At 48.7% G+C, this 23,504-nt stretch carries 21 protein-coding genes and 1 riboswitch; of the genes, 11 read left to right on the forward strand and 10 right to left on the reverse strand.

All coding sequences use genetic code 11. From position 1 onward, the window contains the following. Together ACG2F4_RS11750 and ACG2F4_RS11755 are read right to left on the reverse strand one after the other, a co-directional pair. A complete protein-coding gene (locus ACG2F4_RS11750; RefSeq protein WP_395260934.1) occupies positions 1-1,938 on the reverse strand; it encodes a tetratricopeptide repeat protein in 1,938 nt (645 codons plus the stop codon). Beyond that, positions 1,931-2,554 (reverse strand): Maf family protein, encoded by a 624-nt coding sequence (locus ACG2F4_RS11755; RefSeq protein WP_395260935.1) that lies wholly within the window; start codon positions 2,552-2,554, stop codon positions 1,931-1,933. Before ACG2F4_RS11755 ends, ACG2F4_RS11750 begins: the two co-directional genes overlap by 8 nt. Before the next feature lie 554 nt (positions 2,555-3,108). On the opposite strand from ACG2F4_RS11755, the gene ACG2F4_RS11760 reads away from it, so the two are divergent. The 6 genes from ACG2F4_RS11760 to ACG2F4_RS11785 all read left to right on the forward strand — a co-directional run bounded on the left by ACG2F4_RS11760 (position 3,109) and on the right by ACG2F4_RS11785 (position 10,132). Next, on the forward strand, positions 3,109-3,351 hold the full coding sequence (locus tag ACG2F4_RS11760) for a DUF3098 domain-containing protein (RefSeq protein WP_395260937.1): 243 nt from the start codon (positions 3,109-3,111) through the stop codon (positions 3,349-3,351). A gap of 3 nt (positions 3,352-3,354) precedes the next feature. After that, entirely contained in the window at positions 3,355-4,185 is an 831-nt protein-coding gene (locus tag ACG2F4_RS11765; RefSeq protein ID WP_395260939.1) for a DUF92 domain-containing protein, read from the forward strand. Then, positions 4,182-5,486, forward strand: a complete 1,305-nt coding sequence (locus tag ACG2F4_RS11770) for a dicarboxylate/amino acid:cation symporter (protein ID WP_395260941.1) — start codon at positions 4,182-4,184, stop codon at positions 5,484-5,486. The genes ACG2F4_RS11765 and ACG2F4_RS11770 overlap by 4 nt, the downstream gene beginning before the upstream one ends. A gap of 604 nt (positions 5,487-6,090) precedes the next feature. After that, positions 6,091-8,931, forward strand: coding sequence for a lamin tail domain-containing protein (locus ACG2F4_RS11775; RefSeq protein WP_395260942.1), 2,841 nt, complete (start codon positions 6,091-6,093; stop codon positions 8,929-8,931). 70 nt (positions 8,932-9,001) lie between these two features. Continuing rightward, positions 9,002-9,205: a PID-CTERM protein-sorting domain-containing protein gene (locus ACG2F4_RS11780; RefSeq protein WP_395260944.1), complete on the forward strand. Its 204-nt coding sequence runs from the start codon at positions 9,002-9,004 to the stop codon at positions 9,203-9,205. A gap of 111 nt (positions 9,206-9,316) precedes the next feature. Further along, positions 9,317-10,132: an aldo/keto reductase gene (locus tag ACG2F4_RS11785; RefSeq protein ID WP_395260945.1), complete on the forward strand. Its 816-nt coding sequence runs from the start codon at positions 9,317-9,319 to the stop codon at positions 10,130-10,132. Positions 10,133-10,263: 131 nt separating this feature from the next. Here the strand turns inward: ACG2F4_RS11785 and ACG2F4_RS11790 are convergent, their stop codons facing one another. Then, positions 10,264-10,563 carry an acyl-ACP thioesterase domain-containing protein gene (locus ACG2F4_RS11790; RefSeq protein WP_395260946.1) on the reverse strand — a complete coding sequence of 100 codons (300 nt, stop codon included), beginning with the start codon at positions 10,561-10,563 and terminating at the stop codon, positions 10,264-10,266. An 83-nt stretch (positions 10,564-10,646) separates the two neighbouring features. After that, positions 10,647-12,311 carry an amidase gene (locus ACG2F4_RS11795; protein ID WP_395260948.1) on the reverse strand — a complete coding sequence of 555 codons (1,665 nt, stop codon included), beginning with the start codon at positions 12,309-12,311 and terminating at the stop codon, positions 10,647-10,649. 397 nt (positions 12,312-12,708) lie between these two features. Beyond that, positions 12,709-12,925: riboswitch (cobalamin riboswitch) on the forward strand. Between the two features lie 24 nt (positions 12,926-12,949). Here ACG2F4_RS11795 and ACG2F4_RS11800 point away from each other — a divergent pair. The 5 genes from ACG2F4_RS11800 (at position 12,950) to ACG2F4_RS11820 (ending at position 17,798) form a co-directional block, all read left to right on the forward strand. Continuing rightward, positions 12,950-14,137 carry an ABC transporter substrate-binding protein gene (locus ACG2F4_RS11800; protein ID WP_395260950.1) on the forward strand — a complete coding sequence of 396 codons (1,188 nt, stop codon included), beginning with the start codon at positions 12,950-12,952 and terminating at the stop codon, positions 14,135-14,137. Then, positions 14,137-15,216: a FecCD family ABC transporter permease gene (locus tag ACG2F4_RS11805; RefSeq protein ID WP_395260951.1), complete on the forward strand. Its 1,080-nt coding sequence runs from the start codon at positions 14,137-14,139 to the stop codon at positions 15,214-15,216. Before ACG2F4_RS11800 ends, ACG2F4_RS11805 begins: the two co-directional genes overlap by 1 nt. Beyond that, positions 15,216-16,220, forward strand: coding sequence for an ABC transporter ATP-binding protein (locus ACG2F4_RS11810; protein WP_395260953.1), 1,005 nt, complete (start codon positions 15,216-15,218; stop codon positions 16,218-16,220). Before ACG2F4_RS11805 ends, ACG2F4_RS11810 begins: the two co-directional genes overlap by 1 nt. A 70-nt stretch (positions 16,221-16,290) precedes the next feature. Beyond that, entirely contained in the window at positions 16,291-16,992 is a 702-nt protein-coding gene (locus ACG2F4_RS11815) for an alpha/beta hydrolase (protein ID WP_395260955.1), read from the forward strand. A 128-nt stretch (positions 16,993-17,120) separates the two neighbouring features. Next, positions 17,121-17,798: a response regulator transcription factor gene (locus ACG2F4_RS11820; protein WP_395260956.1), complete on the forward strand. Its 678-nt coding sequence runs from the start codon at positions 17,121-17,123 to the stop codon at positions 17,796-17,798. Positions 17,799-17,810: 12 nt separating this feature from the next. Here ACG2F4_RS11820 and ACG2F4_RS11825 read toward each other — a convergent pair whose 3' ends face one another. The 6 genes from ACG2F4_RS11825 to ACG2F4_RS11850 all read right to left on the reverse strand — a co-directional run bounded on the left by ACG2F4_RS11825 (position 17,811) and on the right by ACG2F4_RS11850 (position 23,453). Further along, positions 17,811-18,260, reverse strand: coding sequence for a CBS domain-containing protein (locus tag ACG2F4_RS11825; protein ID WP_395260988.1), 450 nt, complete (start codon positions 18,258-18,260; stop codon positions 17,811-17,813). Positions 18,261-18,565: 305 nt separating this feature from the next. Next, entirely contained in the window at positions 18,566-19,540 is a 975-nt protein-coding gene (locus tag ACG2F4_RS11830; protein ID WP_395260958.1) for a M23 family metallopeptidase, read from the reverse strand. Positions 19,541-19,647: 107 nt separating this feature from the next. Continuing rightward, positions 19,648-20,676 carry an HPr(Ser) kinase/phosphatase gene (gene hprK / locus ACG2F4_RS11835; protein WP_395260960.1) on the reverse strand — a complete coding sequence of 343 codons (1,029 nt, stop codon included), beginning with the start codon at positions 20,674-20,676 and terminating at the stop codon, positions 19,648-19,650. Positions 20,677-20,685: 9 nt separating this feature from the next. After that, positions 20,686-20,985: a ribosome hibernation-promoting factor, HPF/YfiA family gene (gene hpf, locus ACG2F4_RS11840; protein ID WP_395260962.1), complete on the reverse strand. Its 300-nt coding sequence runs from the start codon at positions 20,983-20,985 to the stop codon at positions 20,686-20,688. Between the two features lie 28 nt (positions 20,986-21,013). Beyond that, entirely contained in the window at positions 21,014-21,931 is a 918-nt protein-coding gene (locus ACG2F4_RS11845; protein WP_395260964.1) for a tyrosine recombinase, read from the reverse strand. A 349-nt stretch (positions 21,932-22,280) separates the two neighbouring features. Next, positions 22,281-23,453 carry a glycosyltransferase gene (locus tag ACG2F4_RS11850; RefSeq protein ID WP_395260965.1) on the reverse strand — a complete coding sequence of 391 codons (1,173 nt, stop codon included), beginning with the start codon at positions 23,451-23,453 and terminating at the stop codon, positions 22,281-22,283. Between the last annotated feature and the right edge of the window lie 51 nt (positions 23,454-23,504).

Genomic DNA, 23,504 nt, shown 5'->3' on the forward strand with positions numbered 1-23,504 from the left:
TCAGGTTTGGGGATTTTTTAATTCTTGAATTCTATTACGTGCATAGGAGGCGTAAAAACCGTTTGGGAATTCGAGTAAAATATTTTCGTAAAGAGTCTGAACCTGTTGCTGGCTTTCGGGGAGGGAGAACTCTTCAGCAGCAGTTGCTGGAAACAGCTCCCCGGCCGGGGAAGGGGTCTCGGATGGTTGATCGATTGGTATCCTGTTGGTGACAACCTGGTCGGCTATGCGGGCTTTTTCCCACATCAGGCGTTCGCGCAGGGCAGAGGCTTGTCCCCAGCGATCCAGGTAATTGCTGATGGCCGCATAAGTGAGATAGGTTAGGTCGGGGGTAATGTGTTTGCTGAGCTCCAGCAACGCCTCATCCATCAGCGGGTGGTATGCCTTGGCGGAGATAATCGGGCTCAATGCCTTGACCGCCTCACGGTGCTTCCCCTGGTTGAAATGTTCCATCCCGCGGGCAAACGGTTCAATGATAGAGCCCGTACTATCGGCACTTAATCCTTTTTGAATCCAGATGCGGAGCTGTACTGCATCATTGGCGTAATACGAGGTCGTCTGCTTCTCCAGTGAATTCAGCTGAATCTTGGCGAATTCGTAGTCACCGGCGTAAAAGTCGGTAAGAGCCAGGTAATAGCGCGTTTTTTCCGCCAGGGATCCGATGCCTTCCTGTTTGTTGCTTCGTGTAAAGGCGATGCGAGCGCGGGCATAATCCTGTTCATACAGCTTGATCCTGCCCTCCACGTAAAATTGCTGGGCGGAGTTGGACTCATTGCTTTGGTTCTGAATTCTGGTGAGATATTTTTTTGCCAGCTCTACGTCGTGCAGGTAGTCGATCGCCAGTTCCGCCTGTCGCAGCCGCACACGCCCCATCTGGTTATAATAGGGAGCTTCAGCCTGCAGCTGCTGGAGGATATCGAACGACTGCTGGTAAAGGGAATCTCTGCGCCGGGCATGTGCCAGATTGTGTTCAGAGAGAAAGTCGGCCCACGACTGGTATACCTGCGAGAGCTGTTCCATGCTCTGGTATTTGGCTGAGACTATATCATTCCTGATATAATATTGATAAGCCTCTTCAGCCAGCTCATATTCATGTTCTGATATCAGCCTGTTGCCAAGTGCCAGCAGGCTGTATGTTACATTTTCCGATTGCTGTTCATACGCTTTGGCGGCTGCAACGGCCCGTTCATATAAGTTGCGTTCCAGCAGCAGCCACTGGTGCAGCTGGTGCAGGTGCCGGTGCGAGGGATGATCAAACGAAAGGTCGTCGAGGAACTCTTCAATTTCGAGGATGGCAATATCATGCAGGTATTCATCGCCATAGCGGATCAGGCTGCGCTGCACATAGTCGATACGGTCCGGCTCCTCGCGAACGAGTTGTAAAAATTCATTTACGGCATTCTCGTACTGAGCGGCCTGCATGTAGGTGTTGGCCAGTTCGGTGGCCAGAAGGGTTGTATTGGAAAACCGGGTTCGGGCCTGTTCATATATTTCAACTGCACGGGCAAACTCCCTGCGGTCGCTCATGGTCCGCGCCACATCCAGGTAGGTTTGAAAATTCGAATGCTGAGCCAGGGTTTGATCCCAGATTGAAAACGCCCGCGCGGTGTCTCCCTTCACGTGGTAAATCTCGGCCAGGCGTACCGAAGCCCGCCCGTCGGAGTCAGACTGTTCGATTGCTTTTTCGGCCATCGATATCGCTTCCTCATAGCGCTTGAGGTTTATCAGGCATTCGGTGGCTTTCTGCAGGAACAAGGGGTTGGCCGGGTTTTGTTGATGCAGTTTTTCAAAGATCTGGTACGCCTGTTCATATTTCTGCTGTTGCAACAGCTGGTTACCCACGTGGTATTGCTGATTGTTCTGGCCCTGCAGCGGAAGTACCGTAACAGCCAGCAAAAAAACCATAGAAAAACCGAACGTGCAAAGCTGTTTAATCATAGTGCGGAATGTTTAATCCTGGGTGGAGAAGTTCGGGTGCGAATTTCTTTAGCTTTTGATAAAAGAGACGTAGCGGAAAACCCACCACATTGTAGTAGTCGCCGTTGATCCGCTTCACAAAAAGGGAGCCTCCCTCATCCTGGATTCCATAAGCGCCGGCCTTGTCCATCGGCAGGCCGGATTGCACATATTGTTGAATTTCAATTTCATCGAGTTCGCCGAAAACGACATCGGTCGATTGAAAAAACGTGAGAATCTCCTGTTTGTTACCCGGAGATGAAGTTTTTACAAGCGCAACCCCCGTCAATACCTGGTGCGTATTTCCACTGAGTGTTCTCAGCATCTGTTCAGCTTCGCGCAGCGTTGCGGGTTTTTCCAGGATGGATTGCCCAAAAACCACGATAGTGTCGGCCCCTATTACCAGCTGGTCTGATCCACGGTGTTCTCCCGCCACTTGCCGGGCCTTCCTCAACGCCAGGTTTTGTACGATCTCTTCCGGCGGCAGATCGGGATTATAGGTCTCGCTGGCATTGCTGGCCTGCACTTCAAAATCAAGGTTAAGCTGTTCCAGGAGCCTCTTTCGACGGGGGCTTCCCGATGCTAATATGATGTTCACCGTATGTGATTTATATCTTTAAATTTTCGGCAGAAGAACATAAAAGCGTTCCTTTTGAGCAGTTTGTGTGCCAATCCTTGAACAGAAGACCTGGTAAAGCCGGTTATTTTGTCCAACGTCGGCAGGTTTATAAATTCCGCTGTTCCAATTGTGACTGCCAACCGAGGGTCACAATTGACCTGGATAAATCCCGGTTTTAAACGCCGTAGTTATAAGTCCACTAAATTTGTGATCCGGTGGCTGTTAAATTATGGATGTAATATCGGAACTGTCTTTCTTCTGGCCAAAGAAATAACGCCCACCTCAACGGGGTGTTATTGACTTTCTTTTAACAAGTTCAGGATACGGAAAGATCCTGGAAAAGCAAGTATTTTATCCATTTAATTGCCGGGATGTAAACAGCGGTCTCTTGGGCCCTCAAATAGAAATTTCGACAAGCTGTATTCAGCGGCTGGGCAGGGGATGAAATAATGAATTGCTTCTGGCGTTTTTGGAATTCCACATATTTAGATACTTTCAAGGCTCAAGAAAATTGTAACAGATCAAGACGTCAAATGGTAGCAAAGCAGAGAACAAGGTCCGGCAGCGATGAGATGTTCTTTTCATCCTGGAATTACAAAACCCTGGTGATTGGTTTTCTACTGGTCGTGGTGGGCTTCACTGCCATGTACCTGGAAAATGAGGTGCAGGGATTTATCTCACTTTATGTATCTCCCATTGTTATTATGGCAGGCTATATTACCGTGATATTTGCCATCATGAAACATGATAAAAGCAAGCCTGACAGTTCAGAGTAAGTGTTGGATCGATTAATCAATTATGCTTTCCTGCTGCTTCTTATTTTTCTGTTCGTACTGTCAGCGGGTAGTCCCGAACGATACCAGATCATCATCGCCCTGCTGGCCGCGCTGTTGTTCAGCTTTGCGGTATTCATCCTTAACTGGCTGACGCTTGACGGTGCGATGGCGGCTTCTGTTTTTGGAGGCATCGCCTTTGGTTTGGGAGGGTGGACTGTGGCGGGTCTGATACTCCTTTTTTTTATAACAAGCACCCTTCTTTCAGTGAATTCGATCGTGGTTATTGAAGCGACGGCACAGGCTTTTTCGGAGCGCAAACGAAGAGACGGGATCCAGGTGTGGGCCAACGGTTTCTGGGTGGCCGTGTGCGTTATCTGTTGGTTTGTGTTTAAGGCCGATCTGTTTCTTTTTGGGGCGGCCGGGGCGATCGCTACCGCTACGGCAGATACATGGGCTACAGAAATGGGAAGCAACAGGTTTGGTGGCAGCACCTTCCTGATTACCAATTTGAAGCGGGTCAAAGCCGGCACAGATGGCGGAATAAGCCTGCAGGGGACCGTTGCGGCATTACTGGGAAGCCTGATGATTGCAGCTGCTTCAATCCTGTTTTTCTCCATTACCTGGGGTGTAGCCCTGCTGGCGGTATTCCTGCCGGGATTTCTGGGAAATATCGCAGATTCTTATTTGGGAGCCACCTTTCAACAGGTTCGGAAAGATTCCGACACAAATGAATCCCCCTTTCAGATGAGAATAGACAATAATTTTGTAAACTGGGCTGCTACCGGTATTGGCTCACTTACAGCCGTAATCATAAACGTACTGCTATTATTATGAATGTATGGTATAAGCAACTGCACTGGCAAATTATTATCGGACTGCTGCTGGGATTGGCATGGGGACTCATCGCCAGTGTAACAGGACTTGCCGATTTTACCACGGATTACATAAGCCCGGTGGGAACGATCTTTATCAACCTGCTCAAGCTTATCGCGGTTCCGCTTGTGCTGGCCTCTCTTATTGTTGGGGTAACCAGCCTCAATGATATCGCCAAGCTTTCGAGAATGGGGGGGAAGACCGTTGCGCTCTATATGGTAACCACGGTACTGGCAATTACGATCGGTTTAACGGTCGTCAATGTGGTACAGCCCGGTAAATTTCTGCCGAAGGAGACACAAAACGAGCTGATGCAGGGATACCAGCAAAACCTGGAGGGTTCCAGCGAATCCGCCCGGGAGGTGATGGAGCGGAGTCCCCTCGATTTTTTTGTGGATATTGTACCCGAAAACTTTTTTTCGGCGGCTTCCGATAACTCCAGCATGCTGCAGGTGGTCTTTGTAGCAATTCTTTTTGGAATCGGTATTATCCAGTTGCCGCTGCAAAAGGGAGAGATCCTGATTAACTTTTTTGATGCGCTGAATGAAGTCATCATAAAGATTGTAGACCTCATTATGAAGACGGCCCCGTACGGCGTTTTTGCCCTGATGGCGGGCGTTATTGTTGACCTGGCGGGGGACGATCTCGGCAGGGCCCTCGATCTGCTTGGTGCGCTCGGGTGGTATACCATTACTGTTTTGCTGGGACTCACGCTGCACCTGACGCTGGTGTATTCCAGCCTGTTTAAGTTTTTCAGCAACATGAAATTGAGCGATTTTTTCCGGGCTATCCGGCCGGCAATGCTGTTGGGATTCAGTACCAGTTCCAGTTCGGCCACGCTACCGGTTACCATGGAACGGGTCGAAAAAAATGTAGGGGTTGATGAGGAGGTATCCAGTTTTGTACTCCCGATCGGTGCAACTATCAACATGGACGGAACCAGCCTGTACCAGGCGATAGCGGCGGTCTTCATTGCCCAGGCACTGGGAATGGATCTTTCTGTTGCCCAGCAGCTAACGATAGTGCTGACGGCCACCCTGGCCTCTGTGGGATCGGCGGGAGTGCCCGGAGCGGGTATCATCATGCTGGTGATTGTCTTGCAGGCGATTGAAGTACCGGTGGAGGGCATAGCCCTTATTCTGGGCGTAGATCGCATCCTGGATATGTGCCGCACCGCCGTCAACATCACGGGGGATGCCGCAGTATCTGTAGCAGTGGCCCACACAGAGGGACTGCTTGGAGATATGCATTTTGATGATTAGATACTCTCAGGGATCTTTGCAGAACCTGCTATGTTGTTGGGAGGTGGTTGTACCACCGATCGTTTTGACTTTTAAAACGGGAGTACAACTCCCTTGCAACGAGGAAATGAGGTCTTTCCAACGCCCTCTCTTAACAGTGATTCCACAGAGATAAATAAGATTCTTCAAAAAAATAGCTCAAGAGAATTTGGTAAAAAATAGAAGTAACTATCTGTTTTTACTGAATATAATACTGGCCGGGAAAGAATTTGACAACATTTCTCGTTACATTCCCGATACAGTTATAAGACTAAACCCGGACGGTATCAGAGGTTTGCGAAGCTCTTTTTATGCTTTTCTTTCCCAGAAAATATGGGGCTAAACAATAAGCAGGGGATTCCGGATGTTAACAGTTATATAATCGAAAGCAGGGATAGAACAGGGATCTTTAATTAAATGATAAAATATATTTTAATAATCAAAATACTTGAAATAATTGTTTCAAGTATTAAAGTGATTTATTGGTATTGTTAAAATTTTATTGAATTATATCTTAAGAATAGCTTAATTACCGACGTCGGGAAATAAAAAAAAGAGAGCTATTTTTAAGAGAAGCTATTTGGCTATGTATGTAAAGATACGATCAAAATTCTTACATAAAATATTACTTATTTTTGTACCACTTGTCTTGACGCTGACGGGGACAACCATCAACGCGCAACCCAATGCGTGGATTAATGAAATTCACTATGATAATGAGGGGGGAGATTCGGAGGAGTTTATCGAGGTTGTCATCAAAAGTCCGGATTCATACAGCCTCTCCGATTTCGAGATAACATTGTATAATGGCAGCGACGACCAGCCCGTTGATAGTGAGACCCTGGATAGTTTTACGGTTGGTGACAGTGAACGAGACTACACCTTCTATACCTGGTATCCTCCCTCCATACAAAATGACAAGGAGGCGATCGCATTAAGCTACCAGGGCAGCCTGGTCCAGTTTTTAAGCTATGAGGGGACTCTTACGGCCGACGGGGGACCAGCGGATGGGAGCACCTCCGTTGACATTGGCGTGGATGAGGAACCGCCGCCTCCTGAAGATCCCCCACATTCACTGCAACTCACCGGTACGGGACTGCAATACGGCGATTTTTCCTGGCAGGAACCTGCCGAGGCTTCTCCCGGAGCCATCAATGCGGAACAGTACCTGAATTCCACGATACAGTTGACCTCCAGCAGCAATTCCCTGGATGAGAATGCAGGCTCATTTTCGGTAATCGTATCGATTACCAAGCCTGACGGCCACGAGGTAACGGCCGATATATCGTTTCAGACCACCCTGAGCACGTCTGTAGCGGAGGATTTTACGGGACCGGTTACCAAAACCATTACGTTTCCTGCCGACTCGGATGACGGGGATACCCAGTCCGTTAACTTCACGATCAGCGACGACAACAACTTTGAGGGACCTGAAACGGCCGTCTTTACGCTTGGCAACCTAGCTACTTCCGGGAGTGCGAAAGTGGGAACGCCGGCAACCTACGAATTGACCATCAACGACAACGATCAGCCTGATGTGGTCATCAATGAGATCCTTGCGGATCCGGGTGGGGATGCGGATGGTGACAATGAAATAGATACTGATGATGATGAATTTGTAGAAATTGTCAATAATGAACCAGTAGCCGTAGATATTAGCGGGTGGACAATTGCAGATGAAAATGAGGTGCAATTTACATTTGAGCCGGGTACTATATTGAAAGCTAATAGTGCCGCAGTTGCTTTTGGTAGTACTGGTTTTTCTGGAAACTTTGGTAACTCAATTGTACAAGGAACCAGTTCCCTGCGCCTAAATAATGGGGGTGATAGAGTAGTTTTAAAGAATAAGAGTGGATACTTAATTGACTCTCATACTTATGGAAGTGAGGGAGGGGATGGAACTTCACTTGTAAGAGAGCATGATGGATCGGGTAGCTTTGTTAAACATGATGGCATTTCAGATACTAATTTCTCCCCGGGTACAAGAATTGACGGGAGCAGCTTTACCAATTCCCTGACCGTTGAGGGAACCGCAGGATGGAGAATGCTCTCGGCACCGCGGGACGGCATGAAGATTTCGGATATTGATGCCCCAATTCAAGGATTTGGCGATGGACATGAGAAGAATTTTTTCACCGGCTATGATGGATCCGGTTTTACGGCACCAGGGAACCTGGATGGGACTTTGCCCAGCGGCAAGGGGTTTATACTCTATTTCTACAACAATGATCGAGCGGGTAGTTCCGATCTGCCTGTTACGCTGGATGCTTCGACCGGGAAAACACATACCGGAGATTTAACCGGGGTCCCTCTGCACGCCGATGGCGACAAGTGGAATTTGCTGGGCAACCCGTTTGAAACAGCGATCAATATTTCAGACATAGGTTCCTGGGTCAACGGAGGATCGTTGGCAAGCGGGATCGGTCAAGTGTGGGACAATAATACTGAATCTTATGTTTTGACCACTACAAATGATGACAAAGTGGAGTCGTGGCAGGGGTTTTTTATTGAAAACGATGATGCAACATCCATTGATTTCCCCCTTTCGGCCAAAACATCGGGGGGACGATTTTATAAGGAAAATACAAAAAGTGGCTACCTGGCTTTTACGTTGGAGGCCAAAAACTCCTCGGAGCAGGTTACCACGACCGATAAAGCGGCCGTGCTGTATTTTCATGAAAATGCAGAGCACGAACGGGATCAGTATGATGCGACTAAACTACTGCCATTTACGGCCCGTTATGCCTTGGTGGGATTTGTTTCTTTGGAGGAAAATCAGGAGGGATTAAGTACAACGCTCAAAGCACAGGATTCACGCCCGTATAACTTTGAAGGTGAACTCTCAGTGGACCTGCAGCTGGAAGCCCAGGGCATGCAGGGGGAGTTTGACCTGAGTTGGCAGAAACGGGATCTGCCTGATGACTGGAGTTTCACTCTCGTCGATAATATAACAGGACAGGAAGTGGATATGAATGTCCACCAGTCCTACAGCTTTACGTATCAGGCGCGTGAAAAAGAACTGACAACTACGGCCCAAAAGAGTGAGGCGATGCACTCCCTGCCGGCCGCTACCGAGGTAAAAGCCAAACAGGAAGAGAAGCCCCGGTTTACAGTCAAGACTTCTGCACCGGGTAGCGAACGGGATGCGTCAAGTGATATACCGGAACAGGTAAAACTGAATCCCAATTATCCCAATCCGTTCAACCCCGCCACTACTATCTCTTTTGAATTGACGGAACAAGCTCACGTAACCTTGAACGTGTATACTATTGTGGGACAAAAGGTGGCTACTCTGGTAGATGAGGTCAGGGAGGTAGGCGAACACAATGAAAGTTGGAATGCAACCGACATGCCGAGTGGAATCTATATCGCTCAGCTGGAAGTGATGGGAAAAGTATATATACGCAAAATGACGCTTATCAAATAAACTGAGAAGTCAAGAGTTTTTTCGGGTATCGTTCGAATAAACGGGAACACGCAAATAAAAAGGGAGACTTATGAGACGCATAGAAATCGTACTTGTTATTGGCCTTGTTTCACTTCTTGCAATAGCAGATATCACCATTGCTCAGCAGCCGCTGCCGGCTCCGGTGCTTCCGGAGGAACCCAGTCAGGCACCTGTTGACGGGGGGCTTGGTATCCTGGCCGCTGCCGGCGGCGCGTATGCATTAAAAAAGTTAAGAGATCGGCAAAAAGCGTAATTTTTCTTTTTTATTACCCAAAAATATATTTTACTTGAAACCCTACTGGTAATTTGACTGTTTACTAAATAGATTTTTAAGAAAAACATAGGAGTATATTTAAATAACCATATGCAATATAAAACTATTCAGGGTATAGATGTCCCGGAAATAGGGTTAGGTACCCATAAGCTTCATGACAGAGAATGTGCTAAAGTAGTGAGGATGGCACTTGATCTGGGCTATCGTCATATTGATACTGCACAAATGTACAAAAATGAGCGCGAGGTGGGAGAAGCACTCAAAATTTCAAACGTGCCTCGCGACGATATTTTTCTTACCACAAAAATTTGGCACACCAATCTTGATTCTGAGGATGTCCTTCAGTCTACGGAACAGAGCCTCCGAAACCTGGATACTCCCTATGTAGATCTATTACTTATTCACTGGCCGAATGATCAGTACGATCTGAGAAAGACGATCGAATCGATGCTGATTTTGCGGGATCAGGGTAAGGCGGTGAATATTGGAGTAAGCAACTTTCCGTTGGATCTGCTTAAAAAGGTAAATGATGATATTCGGGCCCCTATATTCTGCAATCAGGTGGAATACCACCCCTACCTGGATCAGCTGGACCTGCTTGATTATGCCATTGAAAAGGATATTCTGCTGACGGCCTACAGCCCGTTGGCTCAGGGAGATGTCATACAAGATGAGGATCTTATCCAGATGGCCAAAAAATATGAGAAAAGTCCTGCCCAGATCGCCCTCCGCTGGCTAATAGAACAGGAGAATGTAGTAGCCATCCCCAAAGCATCCAGCCGTGAGCACCTTGAGGCGAATATCGATATCTTCGACTTTTATCTCGAAGATGAGGATTTTGACAAGATTGATAATCTGAATAAGTCTAAACGCCTTGTCAATCCCAGTTTTGCTCCCAGGTGGTGATCCTGTTTACGCTTGAAATTGCTTGGTATCCTCCTTTATGGATGAAGAGCTGATAGATGCTAATAGCGGTTGAATACAAGGTGACCAGAGAATGGACGTGGCTACCGCTTGCAACAGTTAAACTAATCGGTTTAAAATAACTGTATTTGAAATGTTGACCGAAGCTTGTCACTCCCGGATGGCCATGTTTGTACTGTTACCCGGTCTCTCCACTCGGTATACTGTTCAATTTCGAGATCTAGTCTATGGAGAACCCATGTCAGATTATCGTTGTGAAACTGCGTAACATCGAAATTCAGTTGCAGGGCGTGGTTGCCCGCAATCTCCTGCAACAGGCCACAAATAGCCTGTATTTTGGCTTTTCCATCGGGGCACACTTCCGAGGACCGAATACGGCAGGATTCCGAATACACTTGTTTCTGTCGGACCATTTGTATGTTTTGTATCTGGTGAATTGTAGAGTTCCTTTATTCGTAGCTTACGTACTATCCCAGAGGTTAACTGAAATCTTATATTATCTCCCTTTAAACAGTTTCGGATGCTGCCGGTGGAACCCTGTGGCTTCCTGAAAAATGTTGGCAAATTCCAGCAGTTTTCCTTCCTCATACAGATTTCCTGAAAAAGTGATGCTGGTCGGTTCCCCGTTTTCCGTAAACCCGTTGGGCAGCACGACGGCCGGATGACCCGTGAGATTGGTCAGCAGCAGGTTGTCACCAAAGGTAGGAGACACATATATATCCACATGCCTCATCAGGGAATCCATCTTTTGGATGAGTTGGTGGCGGATTCGATTGGCCTGGATATATTCCACTGCCGGAATGAAGCGGGATGAGCGGAAAAGGTTCGGCCAGGCCTCCTGGCTTTGGCGGACCATTTTGTCATCGCGGTCAGAACGGGTTAGCTGATCGAATGCGGCTGCAGCTTCGGCATTAAGTATAAAGCTGAGTGAAGATACAGGCAGCCGGGGCAGGGTTATGGATGTTAAATTAACCCCGAGCTTCCTTAGGGATTCCAGCGTAAGGCTATCTTGGCTCTGACTGGCATAATTTCGGTCGAACGAGGACTCCACGTAGCCAATAGTCAATTTGTCGAGGTCCAACTCCTGGTCATAATTAAAAGGAAGGTCCACTACGGTCTGGTCATCGCCGCCGGGACCGTGAATCGCATGGAATACAATGGCCGCGTCTTCTGCGCTGCGGGTTATCGGCCCCACCTTGTCCATGCTCCAGCTGAGAGCCATCGCTCCGTGCCGGCTAACCCGGCCATAGGTGGGTCTGAGGCCCGTTGTGCCTGTTCGGGTAGAGGGAGAGACGATGGAGCCCCAGGTTTCGGTACCGAGCGCAAAGGGCACCAATCCCGCTGCAGTTGTCGCAGCGGAACCAGCAGATGACCCACTGGATCCCTGCCTTAGATTCCAGGGATTGCGGGTCATCCCCCCGAACCACACGTCGCCATAGGCCAGCGCACCAAGCGTGGTTTTGGCTACGAGCACCGCACCGGCTTCATCCAGTTTTTTCACAACAGTGGCTGTCTCACTGATTTGCTGATTTTTGTAGGGTTCGGCGCCCCAGGTGGTTTTGTATCCTTTAACAGCAAAAAGATCTTTTAACCCGTACGGAATACCGTGCAGTGGACCGCGATAATACCCGTCTTCCAGCTCCTGATCCAGTTGCCGTGCCTGCCGGAGCGCACGTTCCTCCGTTAATGTGACGACAGCCTCCAGAGTATCGCCGTATGTCTTGAGGCGATCAAGAAAGAACCGTGTCAGTTCAGAGGGGGATATCTTCCGGTTTTTGATGAGTGAAGAAAGTTCTGCAACAGTATAAAAGGCGAGTTCTGAACTGTCGGAAGGCAGTGAGATCTCCGGTGGTATATCCCATTCAACAGGACGTTGTTCGTGGTCAAACGTTTTCCCTCTGGGGATCGGGTTAAAATCAAGCGCCGGAGGAACTTCATTTGCAATTTCCCAGTCGCGGATGGTTTGATAGTTCTTTCTGAGTCCTTCAAGCTGAGAGATCATCGAATCTTTTTCCGAGCTGGTAAATGTCAGGCCGATCAGTTCTCCTGCATGGGTTATCGTCTCGTTTGTAATAGGGCGTTGATACAGCGAATGGGCGGTGAACGCGAGAAGAAATCCCAGGGAGATACCGGTAATCAAGTAGATAAGACGTTGTTCCATAAATAAAGCCGTAGTGAAAATTTGTTGTAAAAGAGGGCCTTGAAAACCAGGAGTGTTGGTCAAGATCAACCCCTGAGGGGATTCGAAACCGCAGTTTATATCTCATAAATGAGGATTTCGAATTCGCGAAGTTGACGATATTGGCCAATACAACAGTTTTGCATAGATCTCTAAAATACGATTGTAGGAACAAAATGAAACCAGATATTGACCTGCTGCAGCTTTTTTAAAAGGTCGCAAAATCCCCGGCTCGTCGTTGGTCAGGGAGTTGCACTCCCGCTTGACAGGACGCCCCGATCCCGATAAAACAGAAGGTTTTGCCCTCTCCCTGAAAATCAAAAAGCCAAATGATTAGGTTAAAAGTTGGAATACCTGTATAATTAGCACGCTAATGCTAACATACTGATTCAGTGTCGGTCACCCGTCCACTGGCGGGTGTGAAAAGGGAATCCGGTGACCAACCATAATTGGGCTGGAAGTCCGGAGCAGTCCCCGCTGCTGTGAATTCCGTTGATGATGTTACAGGCACATATCCACTGTCCCCGCACGCTGGGATGGGAAGGAGGCCTGGATCGGGATAAGCCAGAAGACCTGCCAACGCTGATGAAGGAAAAGCTTTCGGGAGAAAAGCTGTACCTATGATTGATTATACATATCTGCCACCGCACCTGGTTGGTATTATCTGCCTGCTTTTTTGGGGCAGTTGTAAAAAAAGTGATGCGGATTATACACCTGAAACAGCCCCTCAGCCTGCTGTAACCACCGTTGCCCATCAACCTGCTGAGCAGGTGGAAATCAATTTTGCACGGGGATTTGACATACATTATCGTGAAGGCTACAAACGTCTCGAAATACTGAACCCATACCAGGATCAGGCTGATACCCTGCATTACGTGCTGATACCCCGCGGGGCGAGCCTGCCCGAATTTGAAGGAGACGCCCAGGTTATCGAGATACCGATTCGCAGTATGATAGCCACATCAACCACCCACATCGCTCTAACAGATATGCTCGGGGCCAACTCCATAATTGAAGGTGTAAGTCAGCCGGATTACGTATTCAACAGAGAAATCCGCAGGGGCCTGCAGCAGGGAGATATCAAGGGCTACCCGGGGGGCGAACTTAACAAAGAGCAGGCGCTTGCACAGAATCCCGACCTGGTTATGATTTCCGGAGGGCAGGCGTCGCAGTACGACAATTTCCGGGTACTCCTGGATTCCGGCATTAACGTGTTGGTAAATTCGGAGTGGTTGGAAAATACTCCGCTTGGAAAGGCTGAATGGGTGAAAATGATGGCGGCCCTGCTTGACAAGGAGGCCCTGGCCAATCGCCGTTTTGAAAAGGTGAAAAGAAGGTACCGGGAGCTCAAGGCGAAGGTTGAAGATGTTTCTGAGAAGCCGCTGGTGATTAATAACATGCCCTATAAAGGGGCTTGGTTCGTATCGGGTGGAGATAGTTTTTTCGCCCGGTTTCTCCGTGATGCCGGCGCCGATTATCCCTGGTTCAACAAGGCCTCAACAGGGGGATTGAGAATGGATTTTGAAGTGGTGTATGAAGCGGGGCTGCGCGCGGATATCTGGCTTAATCCGGGAAATGCAAGAACAAAAGAGGATATCCTGGCCGATGACAGCCGTTTCAGGGAGTTCAAATCGTTTGCTAACGGCCGTATATTTAACAACAACCGGCGGATGAGTAAAACCGGAGGGAATGATTTTTGGGAATCGGGGGTGGTGCGTCCCCACATTGTACTGGCCGACCTGATTAAGATTATGCATCCATCCCTGCTGCCGGATCATCACCTGTATTATTATCAAAAAATTGAGTAATGCAGGAAATACGCAAACATACGGAGTCGATACCTCAAAGCACGACAAACCGATGGTATTTTGCAGGACTTTCCGGGGGCGTGGTGCTGCTCTTTCTCGTCAACTTGGCACTGGGCTCGGTGGATATCCCGGTTGACGAGATTATCGTTATCTTGCTGGGGGAGGGAGCAACGCATGAATCGTGGACCAAGATTGTATTGAACATTCGCCTGCCCCGAGCATTGACAGCGATTTTTGCTGGCAGTGCACTCTCAATCGGCGGTCTTTTGATGCAGACGCTGTTCAGAAATCCGCTGGCGGGACCCTCAGTGCTGGGAATAACGGCGGGAGCCAGCCTGGGGGTGGCCGTTGTGATGCTGGCCACAGGCACCATCACCAGTATCTTTGCAATACAACAGCTCAGCAGTGTTGGCAGCTGGATAATCGCGGCTGCCGCAAGTGTGGGTTCTTTTGCCGTCCTGCTTCTCATACTGGCTATTTCAGTGCGTATTCGTGACAACGTAACCCTGCTGATTATCGGCCTCATGATCGCCAATATTACTATTGCACTGGTCAGCATCTGGCAATATTTCAGCGAGCCGGAGCAGATACAGGATTACCTCATATGGACCTTCGGCAGTCTTGGTGGCGTTACGATGAGCCAGATATCCATCCTCTTTGTCATTATTACCATTGGAACCGGCATCGCTTTTCTGCTTTCAAAATCCCTTAATGGACTGCTGTTGGGGGAAAACTATGCCCGGAGCATGGGTATTGCCGTCCAGCAATCCCGAATATGGATCATCATCAGTACCAGCTTGCTGGCAGGCAGCATCACCGCATTTTGTGGGCCCATCGGTTTCGTGGGAATTGCCGTGCCCCATTTAACCCGCTCCCTGCTGGGCACAAACGATCATCGCATGCTGATCCCCAGTACATTCCTTATGGGCGCAATACTGATGCTGGCCTGCGACATTATTGCCCAGGTGCCCGGCAGCAGCACAACGCTCCCGATCAGTGCCGTAACTTCGCTGGTCGGTTCCCCGGTAGTCGTATGGGTCATTGTGCAGCGCAAGAATTTACAAGCTTCTTTCTCCTGATGGCAGTAAAAAATGACATACTGGCAACCCGAAAGTTGTCGATCGGCTATAAAGGAAAAAACAGACCGGCCGTGGTGGCCGGGGAGCTCAATCTTTTCTTGAAAAAAGGAGAATTGGTTGGGCTTTTGGGACCAAACGGATCGGGAAAGTCAACATTAATTCGAACGCTGGCTCGTATGCAGCGTCCGCTGAACGGTAGAATCTTGCTGGAAGGGAGCGATCTCGCAAGCCTTCCAATGAAAGAGGTAGCGAAAAAGGTAAGTACCGTTCTTACCGACCGAATCCGGATCGGCAACCTGACGGTCTATAACCTGATTGCGTTCGGCCGGTCTCCATACACCGGAATGATGGGAAAGTTGAGGGAAGAGGACCGGGAGATCGTGCACTGGGCCATCGAGGCAACGGGATTGCAACGCTTCGTGGAGCGGGATATCCTGAAATTGAGCGACGGAGAGCGCCAGAAGGTGATGATTGCCCGGGCACTGGCCCAGGATACTCCGGTTATATTGCTGGATGAACCCACCGCCCACCTGGACCTTCCCAACCGGGTGGAAATAATTCGTCTGCTTCGAAAACTGGCCCGTGATACCGGCAAGGCGATCCTGATGTCGACTCACGAGCTCGACCTTGCCCTGAAAGCATCGGACCAGGTTTGGCTTATGGACCGGGAAACCGATATCCGCTGCGGCACCCCGGAGGATCTGGTGCTAAACGGGTCCTTTGAAGAGGTTTTCCAGCAGGAGAGTTTTGATTTTGACCGGAAAACAGGTTCATTTAAGATCCATCAAAATTGCGGAAGGCAGATTACCCTGAGTGGGGATGAGGTGTCAAAATACTGGACGACCCGGGCCCTGGAACGGGAGGGCTTCATCGTGCAGGAAGTTGATACTGAAGGGAAGGTGCGGGCCCTGAATAAAGACGGAGAATTGATCTGGAAAGTGGGCAATGCGCCTGCTCTTTCCTCAGTTGAGGCCCTGATTCAGCGACTGCGAAGTGGAGGATGAGTAATCCAAGAGGATTTTGTACAACTATAACCCTGGCCAAAGTGGAAATGCTGAACATAAGCTGAATACAATGAAAAAAGAGGTGCTGACATCGGGAAAGGCGTCATTCAAAATAGAGGTTCCCTACAAATTGATTGAAGTTGGCGAGAAGGGGCCAAGGCCGCTGATCATCTACCTGCATGGATTTGGACAAAATATTGGCACATTCAGGAAACAGGTTGAAGGAATGCTGAAGATCAACGCATTCCATCTTTTTATTCAGGGTCCATACCCGATTTACGAAAGGGCGAAAGAGCGCACCGTGGATGATTGGGGGCGCGCGTGGTACCTGTATGACGGGACACAGGCGCAGTTTGCCAAGTCGCTGGAGCTTGGCTCAGAGTTTGTTCAACAGGTTGTTGACAAAATACTGAACCATATTGAGGTTACACGCATATGCATATTCGGATACTCCATGGGGGCCTATCTGGCCGGTTTTTTTGCCCTGTCCCGGTGGATGCATGTTAATGAACTTGTCATGATCGGGGGGCGGTTGAAGACGGAACTGTTTGAGGATCGAGAACATCACTACCGGCACCTGAATATGCTTGCTTTACACGGAACCAGGGATGACACAGTGCAGGCGGAACCCCAGGAAAAATCCGTTACTCGGTTGAGAGAGTGGGGCGCCAATGTCTCTTTTATTGAATTGGAGGAAGGGCACAGGTTGACAAATGCGTATATTGATGCCGCTAAAGGATGGTTGGAGGATGGGGGTTACCTGCTATTTTAACATTTGTAAAAATTTATCTTTGAAAAAATCGAACTTATCTGTTTATTATCAGAGAGTTAGGTCAGGAATTATTTTACTCGAGTAAAACAAGTGGCCAAAGAAGAAAACAGCCTTAAAAGATAAATTCCATGGAAGTATTAGTTATTGAAGACGATCCTTCTGTTCGCACGTTAGTCAAAGCCGTGCTGGAACACAAGGGAAATGAGGTAACCCAGGCAGACAACGCCAGCAAGGGTAGAGAGCTTGCGACTTCTGATGATTTTGATATCATCATACTGGATCTTGGATTGCCAGACGGAGATGGTTTCGATATCGCCAAGGATATTCGGGACAAGGATATCACTACGCCTATCCTCGTACTTTCAGCAGAGCAGGAAACCGATGTCAAGATCAAGTGCCTGAAGGTGGGAGCCGACGACTACCTTACCAAACCTTTTAATACGGAAGAGTTGATGGCCCGTATTGAAGCTATTACCCGCCGTTCAGGAGAATCGCTTGATGACCAGGTACTTGTGTGCGGTGAATTGATGGTAAAGCTGCTGGAACGCCAATTCTCTGTTGACGGAACGGCCGTGGATCTAACCAACAACGAGTTCAACCTGCTGGTGTTCCTGATGAAGAACAAGAATAAGATTGTCACGCAGGAACAAATTGCAGAAGAGGTGTGGGATATTCATTTCGATACGCAGACCAACTATATAAATGTATACATCAGTTACCTGCGCAAGAAAATACGAGAGCACGCCGAAAATGATTATATCGAAACGGTGCGTAAAAAAGGCTTCGTGCTCCGGTGCGGGGACTAACAGAAACAGGTCTTACCCGGGGTATGAGCCAACGATATAATTTTTCAGATGATTAATCTCCACTTTTTGTTCTGAGATAATCTGTTTAACCAGGTCCCCAATTGAAATAACACCGATAACCTCGCCATTTTGCTGCTCCAGGATGGGTAAATGCCTGAATTTTTTCTCAGTCATCAATGCCATACACTTTTTTATTGGAGTATCGGGTGTTACCCAATATACTTCCGAAGTCATAATATCTTTGACAGGGGTTGTTTTAGACCTGCGGCCTTTCAGGATTACCTTGTCCCGGTAATCCCGTTCCGAGATGATCCCACACAGGGCCCCCCGTTCATCCAATACCACCAGTGCCCCAATTCGCTTTTCTGACATCAGCTTTATCGCTTGATAGACGGTACTTTCCGGATCAATATGATAGACCGTATTCCCCTTGCTTTTTAAAATATTGCTTACCAGCATAATCTACTCCTTTTTTTAGGATGGGCTAACAATAGTATAATAAAATTCGGGAATATTTTTAACAGATTGTTGGAGATGATGATAAATAGGGGAAACTTAAAAGTATTGGTGGGTCTTTTCAGGCCGAGAGTTCGTTTTGTGTGAACAAAAACGCGGTCATAGATCCAATGAAGCCGTGTGCTCAGGCAGGCAGACCTGAGACCTGAGTTATGCCGTGAAGCTACAACAATATTGCTAAACCGGGCTCAGGAAGAATCATAGACCAGATAAACTTTGCCGATTTAACTGTAGCTGCCAGGTTCCTGGTCCTAGTCCATGGACTTTTCGTTGGTCCGTGCAATTTCTTTGTACAAGAGAAATTCATCGGGCGTAATGTCCGCAAAGAGATAGTTAATGGGGTCGATAGGTTCACCATCGTGATACACCTCATAGTGCAGGTGGGGACCTTCAACCATGCCTGAATGCCCGGAATACCCGATAAGATCGCCGCGGGAAACTTTGGCACCGGGCTTGATATTTTTGGCGTAGGAGGAGAGATGAGCATAGCGGCTTTCGTACCCGTAGCCGTGATCAATAATGACGAGCCGGCCGTAAGTTCCCTTCATGCCCGCAAACTTGACCGTGCCGTCACCGGTGGCAAAAACATCATCGCCAACATTGGCCCTGAAATCAAGTCCGTCATGCATTCGGCGATACTTCAGGACAGGATGAAACCGCATGCCGTACCCGCTCAGCATGATGCCCTGAACCGGTTTGATAGCGGGAATGTGCCTCATTTTTTCCTGATTGCTGTTATAGTACTGCTTAATCTCGTTGAAACTGGATTTTTGGATATTTACGCCTCGTTCCAGGGTTTCCAGCTTTTCAGAAGTCCATTTGAGGATCTCGGCTGTTTCCTGGCTGTATACATCAAAATCAGAATAGATATCAGCACCCCCGACCCCTGCTTCTCGCTCGTCATAGGGGATCGGTTCCAGTCCAAGAACGGAACGGTACATTTCGTTGTCAGTTTGGGCCAGCTGATCCAGCTCCCCGTCGAGTTCCTGAATGGAATCTTTGGTTTGCTCCAGGTGGCTGAGAAGGGCCTGATTTTCTGCCTTGAGGGCAATTTCGGCCGGCGTTCCCACCGTGGATGAGAGAATTGAGATCCCCACTCCCGAAAAAACAACGCCGAACAGAATATAAAGGGAGGCGGTGTAAACGACGCGTTCAAACGTATTATATTGAACCGGTACAAATTCACAATTACGCTCGTCGTAAAAAAAATAATTTTTTAGAGCCATGTCTCCATTTTTATTTCAAGAGAGTAATTGCTGAATGAGAATGATGAACGTACCCCACAGCAACTCACAGATCCTTCACACTTTTTTAATATAATACATTTTACTGATTACTCAACATCCCCCTCAAAATAGTCGATGGCCCGTTTGGGCATATCGCTGGAGTTGGATTTTTTAGCGATGTGCTGTTTGATCTTGTCTTGCAAAACTTCGGCGGCGTCGTAGCCGTAGTGACGCAGCAGGTAGTTCATGGCAATGACTTCGGCAATAACGGTGATATTTTTGCCTGGAGTAATCGGGAGGTGGATCAGGGGAACTTCAACGCCGAGAATATCGGTAGAATCCTGGTCTAGCCCCGTGCGCTCAATATCTTTGGATTCATCCCACAGGGAGAGCTCCAGTACCACCTCGAGCCGTTTCTGGTAGCGAATGGCACGGATACCAAACATCGACATGACATCGACGATGCCGAGACCACGGATCTCCATAAAGTGCTGGTTCATCTCGGTGGCAGAGGTCATCAGGATGTTATTTTTTTTGGTGAGCATTACCACGTCATCGGCGACCAGCCGGTGCCCCCGTTCCACCAGATCCAGCGCCACTTCGCTCTTGCCGATCCCCGACTTTCCGGCAATAAGAATACCGATGCCGTAGACATCCACCATGGACCCGTGCACCAGCGTCTGTACGGCAAATTGATCTTCCAGGAAATCCCTGATCAGGTACATAAACCGGGTCGTTTCGATGGGGGTGTTGTAGATCGGAATTTCAGCCTCCCGCGCCATCTGAAGCAGGTAGTCGGGCAGGTTGTTGCTGTCGGTCAGGAAGATAATGGGAATGTTGAACTTGACGAGCTGGCTGAATGACTGCCGGCGCTCTTCTTCGCTCATGTTATCCAGGTACTGGCTTTCGGTGTTGCCAATAACCTGGATACGCTGGTAGGTAAACAGCTTAACGTAGCCCGCAAGAGCGAGCCCCGGCCGGTGAAGGTCGGCTTCGGTAACATACCGCTCTTCGGTAAACTCTTCGCCCGTAAGCGGGCGCAGATCGATATTAACCCGCTCCTGCAGTTTTTTTACTAAATGGGCTACACTGATTTTGTCTTTTCTGGGTATCGGTTCCAGATCTCCAAAAGGCATAAATGGATCTTAATGGTTGGTAAAATGTTTGTTTTTATACTTTTTAAGCTGGCGGGTGATATTGTCCACCACCCGGTTCATTGCCTGTTCATAGGTGGGGGCGGTTGCTTTTGCATTTAATAATTTCTGGGGAATTTTCACATTCAGTTCGGCTTGTTGCGGTTCCTCGTCATCGGGGGTAGGCTCCAGGATGATATCACAGGCCAGGATTCGGTCATAAAATTGATCCAGTTTTTGTACCGCGTCTATGCTGTATTCTTTCAGTTGTTGACTGGCATCGAAATGGCGTGCGGTGAATGTAGTTTTCATAGTTGTAAACCTCCTACTAAATATGCGATTAACTTTTAGCTCTCGGATGTGCTAATTCGTACACATTCTTGAGTCGTTCTACACTTGTGTGAGTATACACCTGGGTTGAAGCCAGGTTTGAATGTCCCAAAAGTTCCTTGATAATACGGATATCCGCTCCGCGATCGAGCAGATGGGTGGCAAAACTGTGGCGCAGTACATGGGGACTTTTTTGCGTGACTTCGCTTGCCCGCTGCATATAATCTTTGACAATGCGCTGCACCGCCCGTGGATAGATGCGCTGGCCGTGGGCGGCCAGGAACAGGGCCCGGCGTGCATCGGCATCCGTTCGTGTACCGAACAACTCTTTCCGGGTTTCCAGATGCTGCTTGAGTGCTGTAACCGCCTCGCTGCCCAGCGGCACGATACGCTGCTTGGCCCCTTTACCCATTACCGTAACCTGTTGCAGGTTAAAGTTGAGTTCTTCAACATCAAGTGAAACAAGCTCACTCAGGCGAATACCGGTGCTGTAAAACAGTTCCAGGATTGCGCGGTCCTGGGCACTCCGGGGATGATCTGCCCGGGCCAGCTCCATCATTCGGCTGATATCCTCGCTATTGGCTGTTTTGGGCAGCGGCTGGTCCCGTTTGGGGACAATCAGCAGGTGCGCCGGATTTTGTTCAACGAGTCCACGCTTGAAGCAGTATTTAAAGAATGAACGGACGGCGGCCGCTTTCCTTGCAATGGAATTTTTTGCCAGGTCTCGTTCTGCAAGTTCTCCCAGCCATAATCGTATCGTGAGGCGTTCAATATGTGAGAGGTCGACCTCCCCATTTGAACGGGGTTGCATTTCAGCGCAATAGTCATGTAGCTGCATCAGATCATTTTCATAAGCGGCAAGGGTGTGTGTGGAAGCGTTCCGCTCAATTTTCAGGTAGCGCAGGTATTTATTAACAGCTTCTTTCATGCAACTAAGTAGTATATCTCGATATTAGAATGAAGAGATAAGATATTAAGTCTGCCGTCTTCCATCTCACGGTTGATCCTCGGTGTCTGTCAATGCCGTCTTGCTATGTTTGTAATATATGTTCTCATAGAGATGTATTCCATTTTTGTTTCCCCGCGGTAGTACTTGGATATTGTCAATAATTTAAAAGGTATCCAAATGACAATTCATGTTACGGTTATGCTGATAACCGGAGCCGGATTTTTTGGTCCTGTCGTGTTCTCCAGCGGGAATGCGGATTTGAAAAACGGCCCCGAAACCGACCCGAATTCAAGGTGAATAACAGGCCGGCTTTTAAAAAGTGTGGTGACTAAATCGACCGCCCTTTCCAGGTGACGCTGCTATCTCCCAGGTAATCTTTGGCGGAAATAACGGCTAGTAGCTGAAACCACAGGACACTGACAGGATGCAGCAAGCCGTACAGCGGGTTCCAGCCAAACCAGCGGGCCAGCAAAAATCGGTGGGCCAAGATCAGCAGAACGGGGATTCCCGCCCACATAAAAATGGCAACGGAACCGGCAGAGATAGCCCAAGCCAGCATGACGAAAGGGTAGACATATACCAACAAGTGGAGCAGTCCCATAAGTCCAAAGAAAGGGAGGCTGTATCCAAAGCCCGCCAGGAAATTTTTGCGAAAACCTTCGCGAATCTCTTTTTCTGAACGATACATTCTGCAGCCTACGGCCCTGCTCCCGTAGTACATGCGCATGGAAAGACCGGCCGATTTTATTTTTTTGGCCAGTGCCACATCCTCAACAACCTGCGATTTCACGGATTGGTGTCCCCCGATTTTGTGGTAGCTATTTGCCTTGAACGCCATGAACTGTCCGCATGCCGCCGCGAATAACGGGGTGACTCTTGAATGAAGAAACGGGGGCATCCAGCGGGGTGCCCGAAAGACATAATGAACCGGCAACAGGCTCAAAAGAGCGTAATATACCAGTGGAATAAGCATTTTTTCCCAAAAGCTGCCCAGGACCTGCCGGGGCCATACAGTGACCATATCGACGACATCGCGCCCCATGGTCCGCACCACTCTTCCCACGGTCTGCTTCTCAAACCAGGTATCGGCATCGGCAAAGATCAGGATCTCGCCCTCGGTGGCCTCCGCAAGCTGCTGACACGCCCACGGCTTGCCCAGCCAGTCTGTGGGCTTGGGTTTGCCTTTCAGCAGCACAAGATTTTCGGAGCGGGGATGATTTTGTTTCAGGGAGGAGAGGATCGCTCCGGTCTTGTCGGTGGATTGATCGTCAAGGACCAGGACCTCCAGGTGGGGATATCGCTGGTCGAGTGCGGTCTCCACACATCGCCTGATGTTGGATTCTTCATTCCGGGCAGGGATGCAGAGGCTTACTTTGGGAGATTCGGCGGTAAATGTAATACGCTCTGCGGGCGATAAAGAGGTGAAATTTTGCCGATTTCGCAGTAAAATGAACGAGGTTATAATCAAATAGCCGGAGGCAACGTATAAAAGATAGATCATATGGACAGGTTACAGGCTGTGTAAAAACTGGAAAATCGAAAAACTGCGTTA

Origin of the sequence: Halalkalibaculum sp. DA3122 (genome assembly GCF_043951865.1) — a bacterium.
Classification (GTDB): Bacteria; Bacteroidota; Rhodothermia; order Balneolales; family Balneolaceae; genus JAMQKA01.

Excerpts from the sequence above, each read along its gene's own strand:
- ACG2F4_RS11760 (WP_395260937.1), top strand. The coding sequence starts at position 3,109 with ATGGTAGCAAAGCAGAGAACAAGGTCCGGCAGCGATGAGATGTTCTTT.
- ACG2F4_RS11815 (WP_395260955.1), top strand. The coding sequence starts at position 16,291 with ATGAAAAAAGAGGTGCTGACATCGGGAAAGGCGTCATTCAAAATAGAG.
- ACG2F4_RS11830 (WP_395260958.1), bottom strand. The coding sequence starts at position 19,540 with ATGGCTCTAAAAAATTATTTTTTTTACGACGAGCGTAATTGTGAATTT.
- ACG2F4_RS11800 (WP_395260950.1), top strand. The coding sequence starts at position 12,950 with ATGATTGATTATACATATCTGCCACCGCACCTGGTTGGTATTATCTGC.
- ACG2F4_RS11795 (WP_395260948.1), bottom strand. The coding sequence starts at position 12,311 with ATGGAACAACGTCTTATCTACTTGATTACCGGTATCTCCCTGGGATTT.
- ACG2F4_RS11845 (WP_395260964.1), bottom strand. The coding sequence starts at position 21,931 with ATGAAAGAAGCTGTTAATAAATACCTGCGCTACCTGAAAATTGAGCGG.
- ACG2F4_RS11775 (WP_395260942.1), top strand. The coding sequence starts at position 6,091 with ATGTATGTAAAGATACGATCAAAATTCTTACATAAAATATTACTTATT.
- ACG2F4_RS11785 (WP_395260945.1), top strand. The coding sequence starts at position 9,317 with ATGCAATATAAAACTATTCAGGGTATAGATGTCCCGGAAATAGGGTTA.
- ACG2F4_RS11820 (WP_395260956.1), top strand. The coding sequence starts at position 17,121 with ATGGAAGTATTAGTTATTGAAGACGATCCTTCTGTTCGCACGTTAGTC.
- ACG2F4_RS11780 (WP_395260944.1), top strand. The coding sequence starts at position 9,002 with ATGAGACGCATAGAAATCGTACTTGTTATTGGCCTTGTTTCACTTCTT.
- ACG2F4_RS11790 (WP_395260946.1), bottom strand. The coding sequence starts at position 10,563 with ATGGTCCGACAGAAACAAGTGTATTCGGAATCCTGCCGTATTCGGTCC.
- ACG2F4_RS11770 (WP_395260941.1), top strand. The coding sequence starts at position 4,182 with ATGAATGTATGGTATAAGCAACTGCACTGGCAAATTATTATCGGACTG.
- ACG2F4_RS11810 (WP_395260953.1), top strand. The coding sequence starts at position 15,216 with ATGGCAGTAAAAAATGACATACTGGCAACCCGAAAGTTGTCGATCGGC.
- ACG2F4_RS11750 (WP_395260934.1), bottom strand. The coding sequence starts at position 1,938 with ATGATTAAACAGCTTTGCACGTTCGGTTTTTCTATGGTTTTTTTGCTG.
- hprK (WP_395260960.1), bottom strand. The coding sequence starts at position 20,676 with ATGCCTTTTGGAGATCTGGAACCGATACCCAGAAAAGACAAAATCAGT.
- ACG2F4_RS11805 (WP_395260951.1), top strand. The coding sequence starts at position 14,137 with ATGCAGGAAATACGCAAACATACGGAGTCGATACCTCAAAGCACGACA.
- hpf (WP_395260962.1), bottom strand. The coding sequence starts at position 20,985 with ATGAAAACTACATTCACCGCACGCCATTTCGATGCCAGTCAACAACTG.
- ACG2F4_RS11850 (WP_395260965.1), bottom strand. The coding sequence starts at position 23,453 with ATGATCTATCTTTTATACGTTGCCTCCGGCTATTTGATTATAACCTCG.